This window comes from Actinomadura sp. WMMB 499 (assembly GCF_008824145.1).
Taxonomy (GTDB): Bacteria; Actinomycetota; Actinomycetes; order Streptosporangiales; family Streptosporangiaceae; genus Spirillospora.
In genome coordinates this window covers 2358886-2379910 of record NZ_CP044407.1, presented here as the reverse complement: position 1 = coordinate 2379910, position 21025 = coordinate 2358886, and the positions used below count along the sequence as shown (strand labels likewise).

15 protein-coding genes are annotated in these 21025 nt (G+C 73.2%); 5 read left to right on the top strand and 10 right to left on the bottom strand.

Annotation, left to right across the window (positions count from 1 at the left end; translation table 11 throughout):
• Positions 1 to 94: 94 nt before the first annotated feature.
• From sigJ to F7P10_RS10210, 3 genes are all read right to left on the bottom strand, one after another.
• Positions 95 to 994 (bottom strand): RNA polymerase sigma factor SigJ, encoded by a 900-nt coding sequence (sigJ, locus tag F7P10_RS10220; protein ID WP_151009124.1) that lies wholly within the window; start codon positions 992 to 994, stop codon positions 95 to 97.
• A 99-nt stretch (positions 995 to 1093) separates the two neighbouring features.
• Entirely contained in the window at positions 1094 to 1828 is a 735-nt protein-coding gene (locus tag F7P10_RS10215) for an aminoglycoside adenylyltransferase family protein (protein ID WP_176611392.1), read from the bottom strand.
• Between the two features lie 22 nt (positions 1829 to 1850).
• Positions 1851 to 2786 (bottom strand): LysR family transcriptional regulator, encoded by a 936-nt coding sequence (locus F7P10_RS10210; RefSeq protein WP_151009122.1) that lies wholly within the window; start codon positions 2784 to 2786, stop codon positions 1851 to 1853.
• A 77-nt stretch (positions 2787 to 2863) separates the two neighbouring features.
• Here F7P10_RS10210 and dnaE point away from each other — a divergent pair, with 77 nt between their 5' ends.
• Positions 2864 to 6460 carry a DNA polymerase III subunit alpha gene (gene dnaE, locus F7P10_RS10205; protein WP_151009121.1) on the top strand — a complete coding sequence of 1199 codons (3597 nt, stop codon included), beginning with the start codon at positions 2864 to 2866 and terminating at the stop codon, positions 6458 to 6460.
• Here dnaE and F7P10_RS10200 read toward each other — a convergent pair.
• Genes F7P10_RS10200 through F7P10_RS10185 form a run of 4 tightly spaced genes read right to left on the bottom strand, consistent with a single transcriptional unit; the run spans position 6447 to position 11266 of the window.
• The gene (locus tag F7P10_RS10200; protein WP_151009120.1) at positions 6447 to 7043 is read right to left on the bottom strand and encodes a DUF305 domain-containing protein; all 597 of its coding nucleotides are present in this window, start codon (positions 7041 to 7043) and stop codon (positions 6447 to 6449) included. The two genes, dnaE and F7P10_RS10200, sit on opposite strands and share 14 nt — an antisense overlap.
• Before the next feature lie 10 nt (positions 7044 to 7053).
• A complete protein-coding gene (locus F7P10_RS10195) occupies positions 7054 to 7917 on the bottom strand; it encodes a lytic polysaccharide monooxygenase (protein ID WP_151009119.1) in 864 nt (287 codons plus the stop codon).
• Positions 7918 to 7945: 28 nt separating this feature from the next.
• Positions 7946 to 9697 carry a chitinase gene (locus F7P10_RS10190; protein WP_151009118.1) on the bottom strand — a complete coding sequence of 584 codons (1752 nt, stop codon included), beginning with the start codon at positions 9695 to 9697 and terminating at the stop codon, positions 7946 to 7948.
• A gap of 9 nt (positions 9698 to 9706) precedes the next feature.
• On the bottom strand, positions 9707 to 11266 hold the full coding sequence (locus F7P10_RS10185) for a chitinase (RefSeq protein WP_254716529.1): 1560 nt from the start codon (positions 11264 to 11266) through the stop codon (positions 9707 to 9709).
• A gap of 617 nt (positions 11267 to 11883) precedes the next feature.
• Here F7P10_RS10185 and F7P10_RS10180 point away from each other — a divergent pair.
• Complete coding sequence (locus tag F7P10_RS10180; protein ID WP_151009117.1) at positions 11884 to 12579, top strand: TetR/AcrR family transcriptional regulator; 696 nt, start codon at positions 11884 to 11886, stop codon at positions 12577 to 12579.
• Positions 12580 to 13542: 963 nt separating this feature from the next.
• Here the strand turns inward: F7P10_RS10180 and F7P10_RS10175 are convergent.
• On the bottom strand, positions 13543 to 15507 hold the full coding sequence (locus tag F7P10_RS10175; RefSeq protein WP_254716528.1) for an FAD-dependent oxidoreductase: 1965 nt from the start codon (positions 15505 to 15507) through the stop codon (positions 13543 to 13545).
• Positions 15508 to 15635: 128 nt separating this feature from the next.
• Complete coding sequence (locus tag F7P10_RS10170; protein ID WP_151009116.1) at positions 15636 to 16247, bottom strand: TetR/AcrR family transcriptional regulator; 612 nt, start codon at positions 16245 to 16247, stop codon at positions 15636 to 15638.
• A 112-nt stretch (positions 16248 to 16359) separates the two neighbouring features.
• Between F7P10_RS10170 and F7P10_RS10165 the strand changes: the two genes are divergently transcribed.
• Complete coding sequence (locus tag F7P10_RS10165; RefSeq protein WP_151009115.1) at positions 16360 to 17829, top strand: NAD(P)/FAD-dependent oxidoreductase; 1470 nt, start codon at positions 16360 to 16362, stop codon at positions 17827 to 17829.
• Positions 17830 to 17862: 33 nt separating this feature from the next.
• Here the strand turns inward: F7P10_RS10165 and F7P10_RS10160 are convergent, their stop codons facing one another.
• Positions 17863 to 18603: a sulfotransferase family protein gene (locus F7P10_RS10160; protein ID WP_176611391.1), complete on the bottom strand. Its 741-nt coding sequence runs from the start codon at positions 18601 to 18603 to the stop codon at positions 17863 to 17865.
• A gap of 409 nt (positions 18604 to 19012) precedes the next feature.
• Between F7P10_RS10160 and F7P10_RS10155 the strand changes: the two genes are divergently transcribed.
• Together F7P10_RS10155 and F7P10_RS10150 are read left to right on the top strand one after the other, a co-directional pair.
• Complete coding sequence (locus F7P10_RS10155) at positions 19013 to 19414, top strand: PGPGW domain-containing protein (RefSeq protein ID WP_151009114.1); 402 nt, start codon at positions 19013 to 19015, stop codon at positions 19412 to 19414.
• Positions 19415 to 20042: 628 nt separating this feature from the next.
• Positions 20043 to 21023, top strand: a complete 981-nt coding sequence (locus tag F7P10_RS10150) for a ParB N-terminal domain-containing protein (protein WP_254716527.1) — start codon at positions 20043 to 20045, stop codon at positions 21021 to 21023.
• Positions 21024 to 21025 lie beyond the last annotated feature (2 nt).

The window sequence follows — 21025 nt, the reverse complement described above, 5'->3', positions numbered from 1 at the left end:
TGGTGGATCAACTACTTTGAGTAGTCGCCTCGGGGTGTGGGGTGCCGAGGGGAGAGCGCCGGGGCGCCCGCCCCGCGCGGGCGCCCCGGCGGGATCAGGGCAGGTCGGGGACGGTCGTCAGCTTGTCGGGATTCCGCACGATGTCGATCGCGACGATGCGGCCCGCGTCGAACGTGAACGACGCGACCGACAGCACGCCCTCGTGGTCCCGCGCGACCAGTCCCGGTGCCCCGTTGACCACGGTCTGCAGCAGGTCGCGGGGCGGGCGCTCGGTGAACGCGATGAGCGCCCTGGCGACCCGCTCGGCGCCGTGCACATCGCGGGGCAGCGTGCTGACCTTGCCGCCGCCGTCGGCCCGGCACGTCACGTCCGGCGCGAGCAGCGCGACCAGCCCGTCCAGGTCGCCGTTCCGGCACGCCGCGACGAACGCGGCCACGAGCGCGCGCTGCTCGGCCGGCGTCGGCGGGAACCGGGGACGGCCCGCCGCCACGTGCCGCCGGGCCCGCGACGCGAGCTGCCGCACCGCCGCCGGGGACCGCCCGACGATCCCCGCGACCTCCTCGAACGGCAGGCCGAACACGTCGTGCAGCAGGAACGCCGTCCGCTCGGCCGGCGACAGCGTCTCCAGCACCACCAGCAGCGCCGTGGACACCGACTCGTCCAGCGTCACCCGGTCGGCCGGGTCGGCGCCGGCCGGGGACGCGCCCGCCGGGCCCGGTGCCGCGACCACCGGCTCCGGCAGCCACGTGCCCACGTACCGCTCCCGGCGGGCCCGCGCGCTGCCGAGCGCGTCCAGCGCCAGCCGCCCGACCGTCCGGGTGAGCCACGCGCGCAGGTCGCGGATGCCCGCCGGGTCGTCCAGCCGGCGCAGCCGCAGCCACGCCTCCTGCACGCAGTCCTCGGCCTCGGTGAGCGACCCGAGCGTCGCGTACGCGACCCGCAGCAGCCGCGGCCGCTCCGCCTCGAACGCCTCCGCCAGTGCCTCCGCGTTCACCGCCGCGGACCCGTCGCTATGACTTCAGCAGCTTCCATGCCCTCAAGACGGCACAGCCCCCGATCCTGTGACACCGGGGGCGAGGATCGGGTCCGGCGGTCAGGTCCGGGCGATCTCGGCGGCGACGAACTCGGCGTGCGGGCGGAGCCGGGCGCGCAGGTCGTCCCAGCGCTCGTCCTCCTCGCCGAGGTAGACGGCCCGCGCCCGGGCCAGGACGGGACGGTGCTCGGCGGGCAGCCGGGGCAGCGCCCACGCGGCGGCCGCGTCCTTCGGCATGATCTCTCCGGTCGCGGCCGTCGCCCACACGCGCGCCAGCGTCAGGACGACGTTGCGCGCGTCGCCGTCGAGCTCGCCGAGCAGGTCCGGCACGCTCCCGGTGATCGCGCGGACGACGTCCGCGTGCGGCACCGCGCCGAACACCCGCGACGGCGGCGGGCCGAACAGCGGCGCCTCCCCGGCCAGCGCCATCGTGATCAGCGGCGCCAGGTCCGGGCTCGGCTCCGGCGCCGGGACCATGCCGCGCTCGTACTCGTCCCGCAGCCACTCGCCGTACTGGAACTCGCAGACCGGCGGGTACCGCCAGGGCCGCACGGCCGTCTCGACCACGACCGTCAGCTCCACGGGCCGCGCGGCGCCGCCGGAGATCGGCATCAGCCCGCCCACCAGCGCCCGCCGCTCCGCCTCCGCCGTGGGGCGCCGGACGACGGCCAGCACGTCCACGTCGCTGTGCGGCTTCAGCCCGCCGAGGACGGCCGAGCCGTGCTCGTACGCGCCGACGAGGTCGGGCCCGAAGGTGTCGCGGAGGAGGCGCAGAACCTCGTCAACCTGTCCCATCGGTTCCATGCTGGCACAGAGATCACGCCGTGAAGGCGGGGCGGTCGGGTTCCGGGATCCAGTCGCGGCCGGGACGGTACGGGCGGAAGCCCTCGCGGGTGAACGCGACGAGCTCCGGCAGCACGGGATGCCGGTTCCGCGGGTGCCACAGCAGCGACCACGGGTAGCACGGGCTCGGCTCGACCACCGGGATCTGCACGACGCCCCGATGCCACGGCACCCGGATCTTCTCGCCCACGCCCGTGATCAGCTCGGGGGACGCGGCGGTCCGCTCCACGAGGTCGTCCACGCCGAAGTTGGGGCCGGTGGTGTCGACGCGGACGCCGAACTCGGCGGCGAGGACCCGGTAGAAGTCGGCCCACTCGGTCTCCGGCCGGACGGCGCCCGGGACCCACAGGCTCCGGCCGGCCAGGTCCGCGATCGGCACCCCGTCGAGCGCGGCGAACGGGTGCCCGCGTCCGACCAGGACGTGGACCGGTTCCAGGTAGACGGGGCGCGCCTCGATGCCGCCGAGGTCGCCGAGCGCCCGGCCGAAGAACGCGTCGATCGTCCCGCGGGCGAGCGCGGTCAGCGCGTCCGCCAGCCCTTCGGACCGCAGCATCTCGACGCCCACGTCCGGCACGGTCTCGTGGAACGCCCGGACGGTCTCGGCGGAAGCGATCCGCGTGCCGAGCACGCCGACCCGCAGCGCGCGGTGCCGGCTGCGGACGAGGTCCACCGCCTGGTCGGCGAGCGCGATCAGCGCGCGTGCCTGCACGAGGAAGGACGCGCCGTCCTCGGTGGGCTCGGCGCCGTTCGGCGTCCGGCGCAGCAGGGCCGTGCCGAGGTCGGCCTCCAGCTTCGCGACCCGCTTGGACACCGCCTGCTGGCTGATGCCGAGCCCGGCCGCCGCGTCGCCGAAGTACCGGTCGTCGGCGACGGCCACGAAGGCGCGCACCGCGGCGAGGTCCAGGTCCATTCAGCTCCCCCTACAACCGGCGGATGTGATCGCCGAGCGTGTCGATTGTTGGACGGACGACTCTACCGGCGGGTCGAATGTCGGCGGCGAGGAATCGGCGACAACCGGGAGGGGTAGTGGACTCGTTCGTCCATCTCCACGTGCACACCGAGTACTCGATGCTGGACGGCGCCGCGAAGGTCGGCCCGCTGATGGACGAGGTCGCGCGGCAGGGGATGCCCGCGGTCGCGATGAGCGACCACGGAAACGTGCACGGCGCCTACGAGTTCTTCCACGCCGCGAACAAGGCCGGGGTGAAGCCGGTCATCGGCATCGAGGCGTACGTGGCGCCCGCGTCCCGGCACCACCGGCGGCCCGTGTTCTGGAGCGACGACCCGTCCCTGCGGAAGTCGGACGAGACGACCGGTGCGGGCGGCGACGTGTCCGGGCGGGGCCTCTACACCCACATGACGATGTGGGCGGTGGACGCGGCGGGCCTGCGGAACCTGTTCCGGCTGCAATCTCGCGCGTGGCTGGAGGGGCACGTGCAGAAGTACCCGCGGATGGACGCCGAGCTGCTCGCCGAGCACGGGGCGGGCATCGTCGCCACGACCGGCTGCCCGTCCGGCGAGGTGCAGACGCGGCTGCGGCTCGGGCAGTACGCGGAGGCGGTCGAGGCCGCCGCACGGTACCGGGACGTCTTCGGGCCCGGCAACTACTTCCTCGAGCTGATGGACCACGGGCTGCCGATCGAACGCCGCGTCCGCGAGGACCTGATCCGGATCGGCCGGGACCTCGATCTGCCGCCCCTCGCCACGAACGACTCCCACTACGTCACCGAGAGCCAGGCGGAGGCGCACGACGCGCTGCTGTGCATCGGCACCGGCAAGCGGCTCGCCGACGAGAACCGCTTCCGGTTCGTCGGCAGCGGCTACTACGTCAAGAGCGCGGCGGAGATGCGCGCGATGTGGGACGCCGAGGTGCCCGGGGCCTGCGACAACACGCTCCTGATCGCCGAACGCGCGGGCGACTACGGCGAGGTGTTCGCGCACCGCGACCTGATGCCGCGCTTCCCCGTTCCGGACGGGGAGACCGAGGCGTCCTGGCTGCGCGCCGAGGCGCTCCGGGGCGCCCGCGACCGCTTCGGGGACGAACCGCCGCAGGACGTCCTCGACCGGATCGACTACGAGCTGTCGGTCATCACCGACATGGGGTTCCCCGGGTACTTCCTGGTGGTCGCCGACATCTGCCGGTACGCGCGCGAGAACGGCATCGGGCTCGGCCCGGGGCGCGGCTCGGCGACGGGCTCGATGGTCGCGTACTGCGTCGGCATCACCGAGCTGGACCCGATCGAGCACCGGCTGATCTTCGAGCGGTTCCTGAACCCCGAGCGGATCACGATGCCGGACGTCGACCTCGACTTCGACGACCGCCGCCGCGAGGAGATGATCGACTACGTCACCCGCCGGTACGGCGACGACCGGGTGTGCCAGATCGTCACGTTCGGCACCATCAAGGCGAAGGCGGCGGTCAAGGACGCCTGCCGCGTGCTCGGCTACCCGTACGCGCTCGGCGACCGCATCACCAAGGCGTTCCCGGCGGCCGAGGGCGGCAAGGAGATCCCCCTCGCCGCCATCCACGACGCCGGCCACCGGCGGCACGGCGAGGCCGCCGAACTCCGCCGGATGTACGCGGACGAACCGGACGTCAAGCGCGTCCTCGACACGGCCGTCGGCGTCGAGGGACTCACCCGGGGGACGGGCGTGCACGCCGCCGGGGTGATCCTGTCGTCCGAGCCGCTCCTGGACGTCCTGCCGCTCGTCCGCCCGAAGGCCGACGGGCCGGTCGTCACCGGCTTCCCGTTCACGCAGGCCGAGGACATGGGCCTGCTCAAGATGGACTTCCTCGGCCTGCGCAACCTCACCGTCATCCACGACGCCGTCGTGGGCGTCAAGGCGAACCGGGGCGTGGACGTCGACATTCGCACGGCCCCGCTGGACGACGCGACGACCTACGAGCTGCTTGCGCGCGGCGATACGCTCGGCGTCTTCCAGCTCGACTCCGGCGGCATGCGCGTCCTGCTGCGGATGATGCGGCCGACGACGTTCACCGACATCGCCGCCGTCAACGCCCTGTACCGGCCCGGCCCGATGGAGATGGACGCCCACACCAACTACGCGTTGCGCAAGACGGGCCGCCAGAAGGTCGAGCCGATCCACCCGGAACTCGAGGAGGCCCTCGAACCGATCCTCGGCGACACCTACCACCTGGTCGTCTTCCAGGAGCAGGTCATGGCCATCGCGCAGCAGCTCGCCGGGTACTCGCTCGGCGCCGCCGACATGCTGCGCCGCGCCATGGGCAAGAAGAAGAAAGAAGTCCTGGACGCCGAGTGGGAGCGGTTCTCGACCGGGATGCGCGAGCGCGGCTTCTCCGCCGACGCGATCAAGGCCGTCTGGGACGTCCTCCTCCCGTTCAGCGGCTACGGCTTCAACAAGAGCCACACCGCCGGGTACGGGCTCGTCTCGTACTGGACGGCCTACCTCAAGGCGAACTACCCGGCCGAGTACATGGCCGCGCTCCTCAGTTCCGTGGGGGACGACAAGGACAGGATGGGCGTGTACCTGTCCGACTGCCGCCGCCTCGGCATCCGCGTCCTGCCGCCCGACGTCAACCAGAGCGTCCTCGACTTCGCCGCCGTCGGCGACGACGTCCGCTTCGGCCTCGGCGCGGTCCGCAACGTCGGCGCGGGCGTCGTCGACGCGATCGTCCGGACCCGCGCGGACAGGGGCGCCTACACCTCGTTCGACGACTTCCTCGCCAAGGTGCCCGCGCAGGTGTGCAACAAGCGGGTGCTGGAGTCGCTCGCGAAGGCCGGGGCGTTCGACGGCCTCGGCCACCACCGCAAGGGCATCGTCGCGATCCACGAGCGGGCCGCCGACGCGGTCGTGGACGTCAAGCGCCGCGAGGCGCACGGGCAGGACGCGCTGTTCGGCGCGACCGCCGGCCCCGGCGCCGGGGACACCGGCCTCGCGGTCGCGATCCCGGACGGCGAGTGGGACAAGGCCACCCTGCTCGCCCACGAGCGGGAGATGCTCGGCCTGTACGTGTCGAGCCATCCGCTGGACGGCACCGAGCCGATCCTCGAACGGCACCGCGACCGGACGATCGCCGAACTGCTCGCGTCCGGCCGGGCCGACGGGCGCGTCCGGCTCAGCGGCATCATCTCCGGCCTGCAGCGCAAGGTCACCAAGCGGGGCGACCCGTGGGCGATCGTCGCGCTGGAGGACCACGACGCGTCCGTCGAATGCCTCGTCTTCCCGAAAAGCCACATGTTGTACGGGCATGCCCTCGCGGAGGATCGCGTCGTGTCGCTGGAGGGAAGGATCAACCTGCGCGACGACACGATCAGCGTCTACGCCGAGGAGGTGACCGTCCTGGACGTGACCGGACCGGACGCCGCCGAACCGCCCGTCGTCATCACGGTCGCGGAGCCGCGGGTGACGCCGCGGCTCGTCGCCGACCTGAAGGGGATCCTCGCGGCCCATCCGGGTGCCGCGCCGGTGCACCTGCTGCTCCGGCGCGGCGGCCCGACGAGCGTGCTGTTCGACCTCGTCCCGTTCCGGGTCGCCCCGGACGCGGCCCTGTTCGGCGACGTGAAGTCGCTGCTGGGCCCGGACTCGGTCACCCGCTCCTGACCGGCCGCCCGGCCGGTTCGACCAGGGCGAGCATCCGCTCGATCTGCGCGGATCGCGACCGCTCCACCTTCCCGGCCAGCTCCCGCGTCCACGCGTCCTCGCCCCCGCCCAGCTCCATGCGGGCGAGCTGGACGGTGTCGTCCTGGTGGGCGATCAGCAGGTTGAGGAACTCGCGCTCGAACCGGCCCGCCGGGAGCCGCGCCAGCGCCGCGAGCTCGGCGTCGGTCGTCTCCGGGACGGCCCCGCCGTGCGCGTGGTGCGAGTCCGCGGGCGCCCGCAGCGGCCGCTCCCAGCCGCGCAGCCGCCCGACGATCCGCGCGCCCTCCGACCGCTGCGTCGACTCGATCGCGGCGGCGAGCGTCCGCACCTCCGGCCGCACCGGGCGGTCGCGGGCGAGCGCCGCCAGCCTCACGCCCTGCCCCTGGTGCGGGACCATCATCTGCAGGAACATCACGTCGGTCGAGTTGAAGCCCGCGCCGCCGCGGGTCGCGGCGGCGGAGCCGGCGGACGGGCCGCCGGCCCCGCAGCGCGCGAACAGCAGCAGGCCGCAGGCCGCGAGGAGTGCCACTGCGGCGTACTTCATCGCGCCGGGATCAGACGGCGCGCCACAGCGCGGGCGTCGTCGCCGGTTCCCACCCGGCGATGGCGGTGTGCGGTTGCCGGCACTCGTAGGCCGTCCCGCCGTAGGTGACGGTGTCGCCCGTGGCGTAGGCGGTCCCGGCGGCCCACGTGCCGGCCGGCGGGTCCGTCGGGGGATCGGTCGGCGGGTCGGTCGGGGGATCGGTCGGCGGGTCGGTGGGCGGGTCGGTCGGGGTGTTGGCGCCGCCGAAGTCCACGTCGGAGCAGGTGTAGAACGCCTCGTCGCTGTACTCCATCCGCTGCCAGATGGAGTAGACGAGGTGCCGGCCCGTCCGCTGCGGCAGGTTCAGCGTCCACTTCGTGTACGTGACCGGGTCGACGTCGTCGAACGTCCGCAGGTGGACGAGGTCGGACCAGCGCAGCGGCTGCGTCGGGTCCCAGCCCGCGCGGGTGATGTAGAACTCGAACCGGCTGCCCCGGTGCGGCGCCGTCGCGTGGTAGGTGATCTCGAACGGGCCGGCGGAGACGCTCGTCGCGGGCCAGTCGGCCCGCTGGAGGTCGAGCCCCCGGTACTTGGCCCGTCCGGCGCTGCACAGCCGCCCGTCCGGGATCGTCTCGCGGTGCCGCCCGTCCACGGTGAGCAGCGACACCTCGTTCCAGTCGTAGAACGCCTGCGTGCCGCCGGCCGCGACCGCCGCCTTGCAGGCCTCCGAGTCGGGGGTCTCCGGCCCCTCGTTCTTGCAGACGTACACGCGGCTCGGCGGGTTCGACATCGTGCCGTGCGCGGTCGCCGGGGCCGCCGACGCGACCAGCACGGCGACCGACGCGGCCGGCAGGGTCACGGCCGCGAGCGCGGCCTTCGAGCGGGGGGATCGCATGGATCTCCTTTCCTGATTCACGGGGGACCTACGGGAGGGAGTCCAGGAAGGGCGCGTGCGCGTTCATGAACTCCCAGCCGTAGAAGCGGTCCCAGTTGATGGACCACGTCATGAGGCCGCGCAGCGCCGGGGACGGGCCGCCGCGCAGCTCGTACGAGCCGCAGTCCCGCCCGCCGGCCAGGCAGGTCAGCGCCTGCTGCACCTGCGCGGGCGGGGTGTGGCCGTTCCCGGCGCTGACGGCGGCGGGCACGCCGAACGCGATCTGCTCGGGCCGCAGGCCGGGGAACGTGCGCCCGGTGTTCGCGACCGGGAAGCCGGCCTTGAGCATGTCGGTCATCGCGATGTGGAAATCGGCGCCGCCCATGGTGTGGTACCGGCCGTCGAGGCCCATGACCGGTCCGGAGTTGTAGTCCTGGACGTGCAGGACCGTCAGCTCGTCGCGCAGGGCGTGGATCACCGGCAGGTACGCGCCCGTCCGGTTGTCGCCGGAGCTCGTGCCGCCGTAGAACTGGTGCCCGACCTGGACGAAGAACGTCTCCGGGGCCATCGTCAGCACGAAGCCGTCGCCGTACCTCGCCGTCAGCTCCTCCAGCGCGGAGACGAGGTTGACGATGACCGGGGTCGTCGGGTTCCGGAAGTCCGCGTCGCCCCGGTCCAGGTAGAGCGAGTGGCCCTCGAAGTCGATGTCGAGGCCGTCCAGCCCGTACCGGTCGATGATCCCCGACACCGACCGGACGAACGCGTCCCGCGCCGCCGCCGTCGTCAGCTGCACCTGCCCGTTCTGACCGCCGATCGACAGCAGCACCTTCTTTCCCCGTGCCTGCTTCGCCCGGATCGCCGCCGTGAACTCGGCCTCGCTCTCCACGTCCGGGCACTCGCTCACCGGGCACCGGTCGAACCGGACGTCCCCGGACGTGGGCGTCGTGGGCTCGCCGAACGCCAGGTTGACGACGTCCCACGCGTCCGGGACGTCCGCCATCCGCACGTACCCGGACCCGTTCGCGAAGCTCGCGTGCAGGTAGCCGATCAGCGCGTGCTTCGGCAGGCCCGCGTCCGCGCACCCCTCCGTCGTCGCGGTCACCGGCGCCGACCGCCCCGACTCGCCCGCGTCGTTGAACGCGGCCACCGCGTACGTGTGCGTGCCGCACGCGCCGAGACCGGTGAGCGTCGCGGACGTCCCGGTCACGGTCGCCCGCACGTCCGGGCCCTCGTACACGCGGTAGCCGGTGGCGCCGTCGACGGCGTCCCAGGCCAGCCCGATCGACGATTCCGTCACGGCGCCCGCCCGCGGGGCGCCGGGGGCGGCCGGGACGCCCGGGAGCGGGCCGCCCGGACCGTCCAGCTCGACGTCGTCCGCGAGGTAGGGCCCGGCGCCGAACCAGCCGTGCAGGTAGACCTCGGCCTCCGCCTGCTCCGGGCCGGTCGTGAACGACAGCGACAGCTTCGTGTACCCGGCCGCCGAGGGCGTCCACGTGCGCTCGCCGCCGGTCACGCCCAAGTGCACGTAGTCGCCGCGCACCCACGCCGACAGCGTGTACGCGGTGCCGGGCCGCACCCGGACGGTCTGCGCGCACCGCCCGTTGTCGCCCGCCGTGACCCCGCCCGCCAGCGCGTGCGCGCCCGTCCTCGGGGTGCCGGCGGCCGACGCGCCGCCCGAGCACGTCCAGCCGTCCAGCGCCCGCTCGAACCCGCCGTTGGCCAGGACGTTCGCCGCGTGCGCGGGCGGGATCGCGACGGCGAGACCGGCCGTGAGGGTCGCCGCGAAGATGAGTGCTCTCACGACGTCCTCCTACGGCAGCGTGTCGAGGTGGGCGCCGACCGTCCGGGCGAATCCGCCGCCGTTGGTGACGTCCCAGTTGATCGACCACGTCATCGCGCCCCGGATGTCCGGGTACGTCCGCGCGGGCCGGAACGAACCGCAGCCCGTCCCCCGCGCCAGGCAGTCGAGCGCGTCCGTCACCATCGCCGGTGCGACCACGCCGCCGCCCGCCGCTCCCGGTCCCGCGGGCAGCCCGAGCGCCACCTGGTCGGCGCGCAGCCCGTTCTCGAGCTGGACGCAGGCCAGCGCCGTCATGAAGTCGACCGACCCCTGCGCGTACACGCCCTGGTCGCAGCCCAGCATCGAGCCCGAGTTGTAGTACTGCATGTGGACGACGGTGAGGATGTCCTTGATGTCGAGCGCGAGCCGGAAGTACGACCCGCCGGTCGACTGCATGTCGATCGTCTGCGGCGCCATCGTGATGATGAGGTCCGCGCCCGCCTTCGCGCGGAGCGCCCGCAGCGCCTGCGCCATGTAGGTCGGGTTCAGCCCGTTCTCCAGGTCGATGTCGACGCCGTCGAACCCGTACTCGTTCATCAGCCCGTACACGGTGTCGGCGAACAGCGTCGCGGCGCCCGCACTGTCGACGCGCACCGTGCCCTTCTCGCCGCCGACCGACAGGATGACCTTCTTCCCGCTCGCCTGGAGCGCCGCGACGTCCGCCTTGAACTGCGCGTCCGTGTACCCCCCGACGGCCTGCGACAGGCCGGGGTCGACGCCGAACACGACCTCGCCCGGCCGCGCGGTGGCCGCACCGAAGGCGACGGCGACGAGGTCGTACTCGTCCGGCGTCTGCGACAGCTTCAGCTCCCGCGCCGGGTTCTCGAAGTTGTGCCAGTAGCCCGTCAGGAAGTGCCGGGGCAGCGGCCCGGTCGCGCAGCCGCCGGTCGTCCCGGTGACCTCGCTTCCGGCCGACTCGCCGGCCGCGCCGTACGCCTTCACGGTGAACGTGTGCGTCGTGCAGGGCTCCAGCCCCGCGACGGTCGCGGTGGTCCCGGACGCCGTCGCGCGCACGTCTGCCCCCGCGTACACCCGGTACCCGTCGGGCTCCCCGGCGCTCGCCGTCCACGACAGCGTCAGCGAGGTGTCGGTCCGGCCGGTGACCTGGACGGATCCGGGCGCGCCGAGCCCGCCGCCGTCCGGCGCTCCGGTGCAGGGGCTCCCGTTGAACGTGCAGTTCTCCGGTGCGCCCGGACCGCTTCCGAGGAAGCCGAACGACACTTCGCCGCCCGGCGGGATCGTCGCGTTCCAGCCCCGGTCGGTGAACGTGTGGTGGTTCCCGTCGCTGGTGAGCGACGCGTCCCAGAACGAGCCGACGCCCGTCCCGGCGGGCAGGTCGAACTCGACGCGCCACCCGTCGATCGCGGCGGCGGATCCGTTGGTGAGGGTGAACCGGGCCTGCCAGCCCGATCCCCAGTCGGCGGTCTTCTCGAACGTCGCGGCCGGCGCGGCGGCGGCCAGCGCGGGCGGCGGGAGCAGCAGGACGAGCAGCAGCGCGGCGAGGACGCCGGCGAACGAACGCGTGCGCAAGACTCACTCCAGGGCACGGTAGGCGGCGGACGGACGTTCCCCCCGAACCCCGAAGCGATCGCGATCTAATAGGAAGGTTTCCTAATTGGTGGCACGTTAACCACGAGTTCGCCCACCGACAACCCCCGAACGGCACGCCCTCACCCGGCTCGCTCGACCACCGCAGCTAGACGCCCGAACCACCGTCCGCCCCCGCGCAACATTGGCGAACATCGCCGAATCGCCGCCCGCGCCTTCGGCGACCCACGACGATCGGGAGCCGGCCGGGGCATGCCGCCGACCGCGCCCGGCCGAGCCCGGAGGCGACGCCGATCCCGCGGATCCGCTCGCCGAGGCGCGGGCCGGGCACCCGCGGGCTCGCCGGATCCGGGCGGGCACCCGCCGCGACGCCGTGCCTGACAGGCCCGGCCGGGGCGGTCCGTCAACGCGGCTCGCGTCGGAGCCGGAGGAGATCGCGCGGGTCGACAGCGGCCTTGACCGGCGGTCCGGACGCCGGGCGCGGCCACACGATATGTTGACGCGATGTCGACAAACATTGGCGGAGCGCCAGTAAACGGGGACCGCGGCGACGGCCGGTATCGTCGGGGGCCGGACGGGCGAGGACGGTGAGGGCACGCATGGGGCAGGACGCAACGGGCGCGGGGCCGGAGGAGGCGGCGCCGCCGCGGCGCGTCCGCAAGGAACCGGACGAGCGGCGCGACCAGATCCTGACGTGCGCGCGCCGGCTGTTCAGCCGCCGCCCCTACGCCGAGGTGTCCAACACCGAGATCGCCGCGGCCGCGGGGGTCAGCCGCGGGCTGCTGAACCACTACTTCGGCACCAAGCGCGACCTGTACCTGGCGGCGGTGAGCCAGATGATGAGCGTCCCGCCGATCCCGATCCCGCCGTTCGTGGAGGGCGCGGGGGTCCGCGAGCGCGTCGCGCAGAGCCTCGACGCGTGGCTGGAACTGCTGGAGCGCAACCGCGAGACGTGGGTCGCGGCCCTCGACATGACCACTTCAGGCGGCGACGAGGATCTCGAGCGCATCCTGGAGGAGGGCCGGGACCGCGCCGTCGACCACATGACCGAGGTCGTGGGGCTCACCCCGCTGTCGCGGGACCGTCCCGAGATCCGCGCCGCCTTCCAGGGCTACGCCGCGATGGCCGTCGCCACCAGCCGCGAGTGGCTCAAGACCGGGCGGCTGACCAGGGCCCAGGTCCACCTGATCCTGCAGGAGGTCCTGCTGAACCTGATCGAGCACTTCCCCCGCCTGCTGGAGGACGAGGCGCCGCGTCCCCCCGAGGACGCGGCGGCTCCGGCGTCCCCCGCCTGACGGGCTCGTGCCAGGGCACGGCGGCGACGGCCACGACCGACAGGCCCAGCGCGAGCGCGCCGGGCGCGTCCGGCCACGGGCCGCCGTAGAGGACGGCCGACATGGGCAGCAGGTAGGTCTTGGCGGTGGCCGTCGCGACCAGCCCGACGATCACCAGCCGGCACCGCTGCAGCGCGATCTGCAACTGGCCCAAGGCGAGCAGGGCCGTGCCAACGAACAGGTACGGGTACGGGGACGCGGCCAGCGCGCGCGGGGACGCGCCGAGGTCGGCGGCGCCGAGGAGCATCAGTTCGGCGGTCCCGGTGAGCAGGCCGACGCTCACGGCGAGGGACACGCCCGTCAGCGGGCGCGCGTGGACGCCCTTGCCGGGACGTTCGACGGTCAGGAACATCACCGACGGCGCCAGCAGCGACGGCAGCACCACCGCCAGCAGGAGCGCGGTCCCCGGCGCCGCCGCCCCCGATGCGTCCGCCGCGGCCCCCGGCCTCGGCGCGGCCGCCCCGTCGGCCGCGTCCCGTGTGAACAGCAGCGTCGCGGCGGCCAGCAGCAGCACGCAGCCCCACTCCCGGCGGGTGAGGCGCTCGCCGAGGATCGGCACCGCGAAGACGAGCAGGACGGCCAGGCCCGCGAGGAACATCGGCTGCGCCTCGCCCGGCGTCAGCCCGGTCAGCGCCGCGACCTGGACGCTCGCGCCGCCGACCAGGACGACGGCGCCGGTCAGCCACAGCCGGCTGCCGAGCAGCGCGCCCGCCAGCCGGTGCGGACGGTCGCCGCGCAGCGGGGGCATCCCGGCGGCGGCCAGCTTGAAGTAGGCGAGCCCGCCGAAGTAGAGGCCCGTGGACAGGACGGCGAGCACGTGGTGGGGGTGGGCTTGCATGGGTCTGCCTTCCGGCCGCTCGCGGCCCGGCGGGTCGGGGGCGCTTGCGGGCCGCGAGCGGCGGCTCGGAGAGGAACGGCTCCGGATCAGGGCTTGTGCGGGTCCCAGAGGTCGAACCGGTTGGGCAGGCCCGCGGCGAACCGGGCGTCGTCGTCGTCGAAGAAGCCCTGGAACTCGCCGGGGAGGTACATCTTGAACAGTTCGGCCTTGTCGCCGCCGGCGCCGGAGGCGTCCAGGATGGCGTTGGCGGCCTTGCGGCCGGCCTCGTTGGCGGCCTCCATGGTCGCCAGGTTGATGTCGGCGCGGACGTAGTCGGAGGCGATGAACAGATTGGGCAGGCCGGTCGTGGACTCGGGCCGGTGGTACCAGGAGCCGGGCCTGTTGATCAGGAGGGGCTCGTCGTTGGCGACCTGCGGGGTGCCGTTGCCGGTGATGGCGGGGTCGATGAAGTAGGAGTGGATGTTGAGGTCGTTGAGGAGGATCCCGCCCCAGGGCAGCGCCCCGCGGATCTGCGCGACGACCTCGTTGAAGATCTGCTCGTCGGTGCACTCGCGGGCGGTCTTGCCGTACAGGATGCCCTTGCGGTCCCAGGCGGAGATGTCGATGGACAGGCACTCGCCGACCTGCCCGTCACCGTAGGTGGCGCGGAAGTCCTTCTTCCAGAACTGCTCCTGGCTGATGGAGGTCAGCGCCCAGGGCTGCGCGGTGTAGGCGACGTGGCCCTTGGCGAGGCTGATCGGCTGCCGCAGGTAGATCATGATGCCGTTCATCCAGTCCGTCACCAGGTCGCGCAGTGAACGCAGGGACGGGTCGGCGGCCAGGATGGCGTCGTTGAGCAGCGGGACGGCGCGCTCCACCGGCACCGCCAGGACGTAGTGGTCGGCCTCCACGGTGCTCGCACCGCCCGCGCCCTCGATCGTCGCGCCGCTGATCTTCCCGCCGGCGACGGTGAGTTCGGTGAGGGTGGCGTCGGCCCGGAAGGTGACGCCGAGGGAGCGCAGGTGCGCCATCCAGGGGTCGATCAGCGCCTCGTTGGTGGGGGCGTTCAGCAGCCGGTCGGGGGCTTTGTAGCCGCCCAGGCCCAGCGTGCTGTAGACCCATGCCTCGGCCATCTTGCCCATGGTGTGGGCACCGGCCTTGTCGGGCTTGGCCGCCACCAGCGTGCTGGTGAACATGTCGACCAGGAGCTCCTGGTACTCCTTGGACATCTTCTCGGAGTTGACGTACTGGGCGAAGCTCATGTGCTCCCACTGCTTGAGCCGCCGCTCCGGACCGCTGGTGACGAACGCGATCATCTTCTGCAGGAAGTACCCGACCTGCCAGACCGGGACCTTCCCGCCCACGTCCAGGGCGGTCTTGAGGAACGTCAGCAGCGAGTCGGGGCTGAGCGTGCCGATGATGCTGCCGCGCGCGGGCAGCACGAACTTGGTGCCGTTGTAGAACGCGGCGACCTCCGAACCGTCGACCAGGTTGCCCGCCGCGTTCCCGCCCCCGGGCAGCGGGATCCGGCTCATGGTGTCGGGGAGGTTCTGGTAGAAGCCGGGGAAGAACCGGAACCCGTGCTCGCCGGGCAGCGGCTGCCGCCCGCCGGATCCGGTGCCCGGGACGGGCATGCTGCGGCACTTGCCGCCCCACGCCTTCCGCTCGTAGATCGTGACCTCGAACCCGCGCTCGGCCAGCTCGTGCGCCACGGTCAGCCCGCCCATGCCGCCGCCGAACACCACCACGCGGCGCCCGGCCGCGCGGCGTCCGGCCGGTGCGCGCCGGGTCGCGCGCTGCGCCGCGGCGGCCTGCCCGCCGCCGATGGTCCCGGCGACCGCGAGGGCGCCGGCGCCCGCGAGCGTCCCGGCGACGAACCGGCGCCGGTCGACGCCGCCCGGACCGTCGTCGCCGTGGGCGCCGGTGGCGGCACGGGCAGCCGTCGCGTCACCGGCGCCGGTCGCGCCGGGGGAGGGGCGGCCGCCGGGACGGGCGGGGCGGTGCCGTCCGCGGGGCTCGGGGATGTGCTCGGGGAGGTGGTCGGGGGTGTGGTCCTGTCGTCCACTGCGCACTCCTCGGGGGGTGGTTGCGCTAACCGACACTGATGTCGGTTAAGTGGTCCCCAACTATGCGGCGGCCGCCGCGGGGCGTCAAGCCCCGCGGCGGCCGCGATCGTCGTCGCCGTCCCCTGGACGGCCGCTTACTCGGCGTTCCCGAGCCCCGTCCACAGCAGCCGCATCGCGCCCTCGACCAGCATCGACCGGGGCATGTCGGGGTTGCGCTCCCACCACTGCGCGACGCCGTCGAGGCCGGTGATGAGGAGTTCGACCATCGCCTCGGCGATCGGCTCGCCGGGCTCGACGCCGACCGTGCGGATGTCACCGGCCAGCAGCGCCGCGACCGCGTGCGTGCGCGACTCCCGGATGCCCTGCCGGACCGTGCGGATCTCCGGGTCGTCCTCGTCGGTGCGGTCGAAAAGAAGCCTCCTGGCAGCGGGTTTGCTCTGCGCGAAGCTGAAGTACGCGTCGATCGTCGAGCGCATCCTGGCCTCGGCCGGTCCGCTGCCGGCGATGCGCGACCCGACGTGCTCGACCAGGGCGGCGTTCTGCTCCTGCATGACCGCGAGCAGCAGCACCCGCTTGGACGGGAAGTGGTCGTACAGCACCGTCCGCGCCACTCCCGCGGCGGCGGCGATCTCGCCCAGCGACGCCCCGTTGTAGCCCTTGCTCGCGAACACCTCCAGGGCGGCCGCGGTGATCAGCGCCCGGCGCGCCGGGCCCCGCATCCGCGTCTTCGGCGGACCTTCGCCCATGGCTTGACTCCCCTCCTGGTTTCCCTGCACTCTAGCCGACACACATGTCGGTTATGGCGTCCCGAGGGCGCCGTTCGCACCGCCCGTCCGTCCGGACGGCAGGGAGTCGCGCATGGGGCGCAGGGACGTGTCGATCGCCGTCGTCGGCTGCGGGTTCAGCGGCATCGGCCTGGCCATCGGCCTGAAGCGGGCCGGATTCGACGACATCACGATCTACGACAAAGCCGCCGGGCCCGGCGGCGTCTGGCTGGCCAACACCTATCCGGGTGCGGCGTGCGACGCCCCCTCGCACCTGTACTCCTTCTCCTTCGAACCGAAGCCCGACTGGTCGCGCCGATTCGCCGAGCAACCCGAGATTCTGGAGTATCTCCGACATTGCGTCAGAAAGTACGGCCTGCTGGAGCACTGCCGGTTCCGGACCGAGGTCACGGGCGCCGTCTTCCGCGCGGACACCGGGCGGTGGCGCCTCGACACCGCCGGCGGCGGCGCCGCCGAGCACGACCTGCTCGTGGCCGCCTGCGGCCAGCTGTCCAACCCCGCGGTGCCGCCCATCCCGGGATCGGACGGCTTCGCCGGCACCGCGTTCCACTCCGCGCGCTGGGACCACGGGCACGACCTGGACGGCGCGCGCGTCGCCGTCGTCGGCAACGGCGCCAGCGCGGTCCAGTTCGTCCCGCTGATCGCGCCGCGCGCGGAGTCGCTGACCGTGTTCCAGGTCGAGTCCCACTGGATCAGCCGCAAGCCCGACCGCGTGTACCCGCGCCCGCGCAAGACGCTCAACCGCCGGGTCCCCGCCGTCCAGCGGCTGTCCCGCCTCGGCATCTTCCTCTGGTTCGAGCTGGTGCTGAACCCGAGCCTGGTGTTCCCGCGCGGCCGCCGCGCCCTGTCGCTGCCCGTCCGCGCCCTCTGCCGGTTCGCGCTGCGCTCGGTGCGCGACCGCGAACTGCGCGACCGGCTCACCCCCCGCTACGAGCCCGGCTGCAAGCGGATCCTGACCTCCAGCGAGTACTACGCGGCGCTGAACCGCCCGAACGTCCGCGTCGTCGACCGTCCGATCGAGGAGATCACCGAGCACGGCGTCCGGACGTCCGGCGGCGGCCGGCACGCCGTCGACACCATCATCTGGGCGACCGGTTTCCGCTCCCAGGACTTCGTCGCGCCGATGCGCGTCACGGGCCCGCACGGCCGGGAGCTGAACGCCTCGTGGAAGGACGGCGCCCGCGCCTACCTGGGCATGGCCGTCTCCGGATTCCCGAACTTCTTCCTCATGTACGGACCGAACACCAACGTCGGGTCCGGGTCGATCGTGCACATGCTGGAGAGCCAGACCGCCTACATCGTCCAGGCGGCCCGGCTGCTGGCCTCGGGGGTCGCGTCGCTGGAGGTCCGCGCGGACGTCCTCGACCGGTTCGACGCCGCGACCCAGCGGCGCCTCGCCGCGTCCGTGTGGAACCAGGGCGGATGCGACAGCTGGTACCTGGACGAGGAGCGCCGCAACACCAACAACTGGCCCGGCTTCATGACCGGCTACCGGCGCCGCACCCGCCGCCTCGACCCCGCCGACTACCTTCTCGAACGCTGACGGCCCGGCGCCCCCGCCGGGTGCCGGGCCGTCCTACGCGTTCGCCGCCGGGACGTCGCCCTCGGCGGCCGGGGACGCGGCCTGGGAGGGGACGGTGACGTGCCCGTCGGTCATGAGGGTGCCGAAGACCTTCTTGAGCCCGTCGCTGTCGTTGAGGTGCGGGAACGGCTCGTCCGGCTCCTCGAGCCCGAGGAACGAGCACAGCGGGCCCCAGCCCTCGCGCACGTCGAACACCAGCAGCCGGTCGGCGGGCGCCTCCGCCCGCACGGTCTCGACGTACCGTTCGAAGGCCGCGACCGCCGCGTCCTCGCCGGGCACGCCGTCCTCCAGGCTCCAGCCGTCGCCGAACAGGTCCCGGCCGTGCCGGTCCAGGACGGGACGCATCCGCTGCATGGCGAGCGCGACCGGGCGCGCGGCCTCGGGCAGCTCGTCCGGGTCCTTGGCGGCGGGGCTGTCGGTCAGCAGGTTGGTGAAGCTGGTGTGCCAGCGGCTCGGGTCGCGGACGGTCAGCACGATCTTCGCGTCCGGGTAGGCGGCGGCCAGCTCGCGCCAGTACCCGCTGGACGGCCAGTCCTGGCAGGACGCGTACCCGTCCAGCACCCGGTCCCAGGCGACGGGCCCGCCGTCGGCGGTCCGGCTCCAGCGCTCGGCCTGCGCCGGGTCGGAGAGGATCTCGAACATGTGGTGGCAGGGCCCGAGCCCGAGCCTTTCCAGGGCCGCCTTCATCGACGTCGTCCCCGTTCGCGGCAAGCCCGCACCGATCACCTTGAGCATGCTGACGCCTTTCACCCTCGGTAGGCAGCACCGCCCCGCGCCGGGTCCCGCGGCCCCGAGGAGCACGCGTCGGGCGGCACCCGACCGACGCTAGATCACATTTCGGTGAAGCTCAATGTCAAGAACTACATTCAGGGAGACGTGGGTATGTATTTCCTATTTTGGCTGGTCGGTGGCGGAGTGTTCGATATCACAAAGAAAAATGCTCCCGTTATTCAGATCATCCTGGTCGAACACATAGGAATATGGCGGGGTGGCCAGGGTGAGGACGGCGCCCCGGTGCGAGCACGGGCACGTCCGGCAAGATCGGGTAACGCGCAGGGCCTCCGGTCGCATAGCGTGACTCCTGCAGGGACGTCCCCATGTCCGCGGTACGTCCTCTTGTCGTCGGCCGGATGGAGGACCGAGCATGGCCAGACACGTGCGGCGCGGAGTGGCGCTCGTCATCGGCGCACTCCTGACGCTGACCGGCGTCGCCCTGCTCGTCCTGCCCGGCCCCGGGCTACTGCTCGTCCTGGCCGGGCTGCTCGTGCTCGCTCGCGAGTTCCCCATGGTCGAGCGGTACGTCGAGCCCGTCCAGAAGGCGGCGATGCGGGCGGCCGAGGAGAGCGTGACGTCCTGGTGGCGCATCACGGGGTCGGTCCTCACCGCGCTGGCCCTGGTCGGCGCGGGCGTGGCGTGGGGCCTCGTCGAGAAGCTCCCGTTCAGCGGGTGGAGCACCGGATCCGGCCTGATCCTCTCCGGCTGCATCCTCGCCGGGCTCCTGATCTGGAGCCACCGCCGCGTCCGGGCGGCCCGCGCCGCCGCCTGACCGCCTGACCGCCTGACCGCCTGACCGGCTCCGGCCGGACGCCGGCGGACGGAGCGGGCGCACGGGTTCCCGATCCGCGCCTTCCGGACGTCGCCCGAGTCCCGGACCGGCGCGCCGCACCCGTCGCATTCCCGTTCGGCGGACGGGGCACCGGGCCGGGTCTCGCCTTCTCCGGTTCCATTCTCGGCGGGCTCCGGGCGTGGAACTTTCGCCTGCGTCCGGGCGGCAACGGTCGCCCGCGTCCGATGGCCTGGGGCGGCCGAAACGGCGCCGACGCGGCCCGGCGGAAAAACAGGTGGAACTATTGATGCCCGAGGCATAAAATTCTCCACCACTCTCCGTGATCATGCCGTGATCGGCTGTCCGGGCGGTGCGTGCTCCGGCCGCGGGCCTGGTGGTCCCGCCCTGCTAGGGGGTAGGGGCCGAATAGGGGTCGAGTAGGGGTGCTGGGGCTCGCGCACCCCTGACTAACGTTGGCAAGGCTCCGAGGGAGCGGGACTTCGGCTCGCCATCAGGTCGATCTCCAGCCGAAATGAATCGATGTACCGGATCGGCCGGTAATTCAAGCGATTCGATTTCGGGATTACTCCCTCGGTGCCAGCCGGAAATGGTGAACCAGGGGGTGCCATTGAAGACCGAACTGGGGCAGGTCGACGACCTGCCGGTGGTCAGAGTGGAGCTGGCCGCACTGACGATGTCGGAATCGCCGCGGCGCGGCGGGATCGACGCCGAGCACGTCGAGGCGCTGGCGGCGGTGCAGGAGGACCTGCCGCCGATCATCGTGCACCGGCCGACGATGGCGGTGCTCGACGGCCGGCACCGGGTGCGGGCGGCCGCGCGGCGCGGCGCGGCGACGATCGCGGCGCGCCTCTTCCAAGGGGACGGGGACGACGCGTTCGTGCTGGCGGTCCGGGCGAACGTCGCGCACGGGCTGCCGCTGCCGATGGCCGACCGCAAGCGGGCGGCCGAGCGCATTGTCGCGTCCCATCCGCAGTGGTCGAATCGGATGATCGCGTCCGTGACCGGTATGGCGCCGGGCACGGTGGCCGAGATCAGGAGGCGGGCCGGGGGCGAACCCGCCGCGGTCCGGGTCGGGCAGGACGGCCGGGCCCGCCCGGTCAACGGGGCGGAGCGGCGGCGGCGGGCGTCCGAGCTGATCAGCGGCAACCCGGACATGTCGCTGCGGCAGGTGGCCCGCGCGGTCGGGATCTCGCCCGAGACGGCCCGGGACGTGCGCAACCGGCTGCGCCGGGGCGAGGATCCGCTGGCCACGGGGCGGTCGGCCCCGGCCCCGGTGCCGGCGCCCGCCGCGGTGCCGCTGGCGCTGCGCGCGGGCCGTGCCGCGGCGGCCCCGCCGCGGGCCGGCGCGGACCAGGTCGCGGTGGTGCAGCGGCTGCGGACCGATCCGGCGCTGCGGCTCAGCGAGACGGGCCGCAGGCTGCTCCTGCTCCTCAGCCTGCACACCGTGAAGCCGGGCGAGTGGGAGGCGCTCATCGACGGCGTCCCGACGCACTGCGGCGCGCTCGTCGCGCAGCTCGCCCGCGACTGCGCGCAGCGGTGGGCCGAGTTCGCGGCGACCGTCGAACGCCAGCTCCCGGACGCATCCTGACG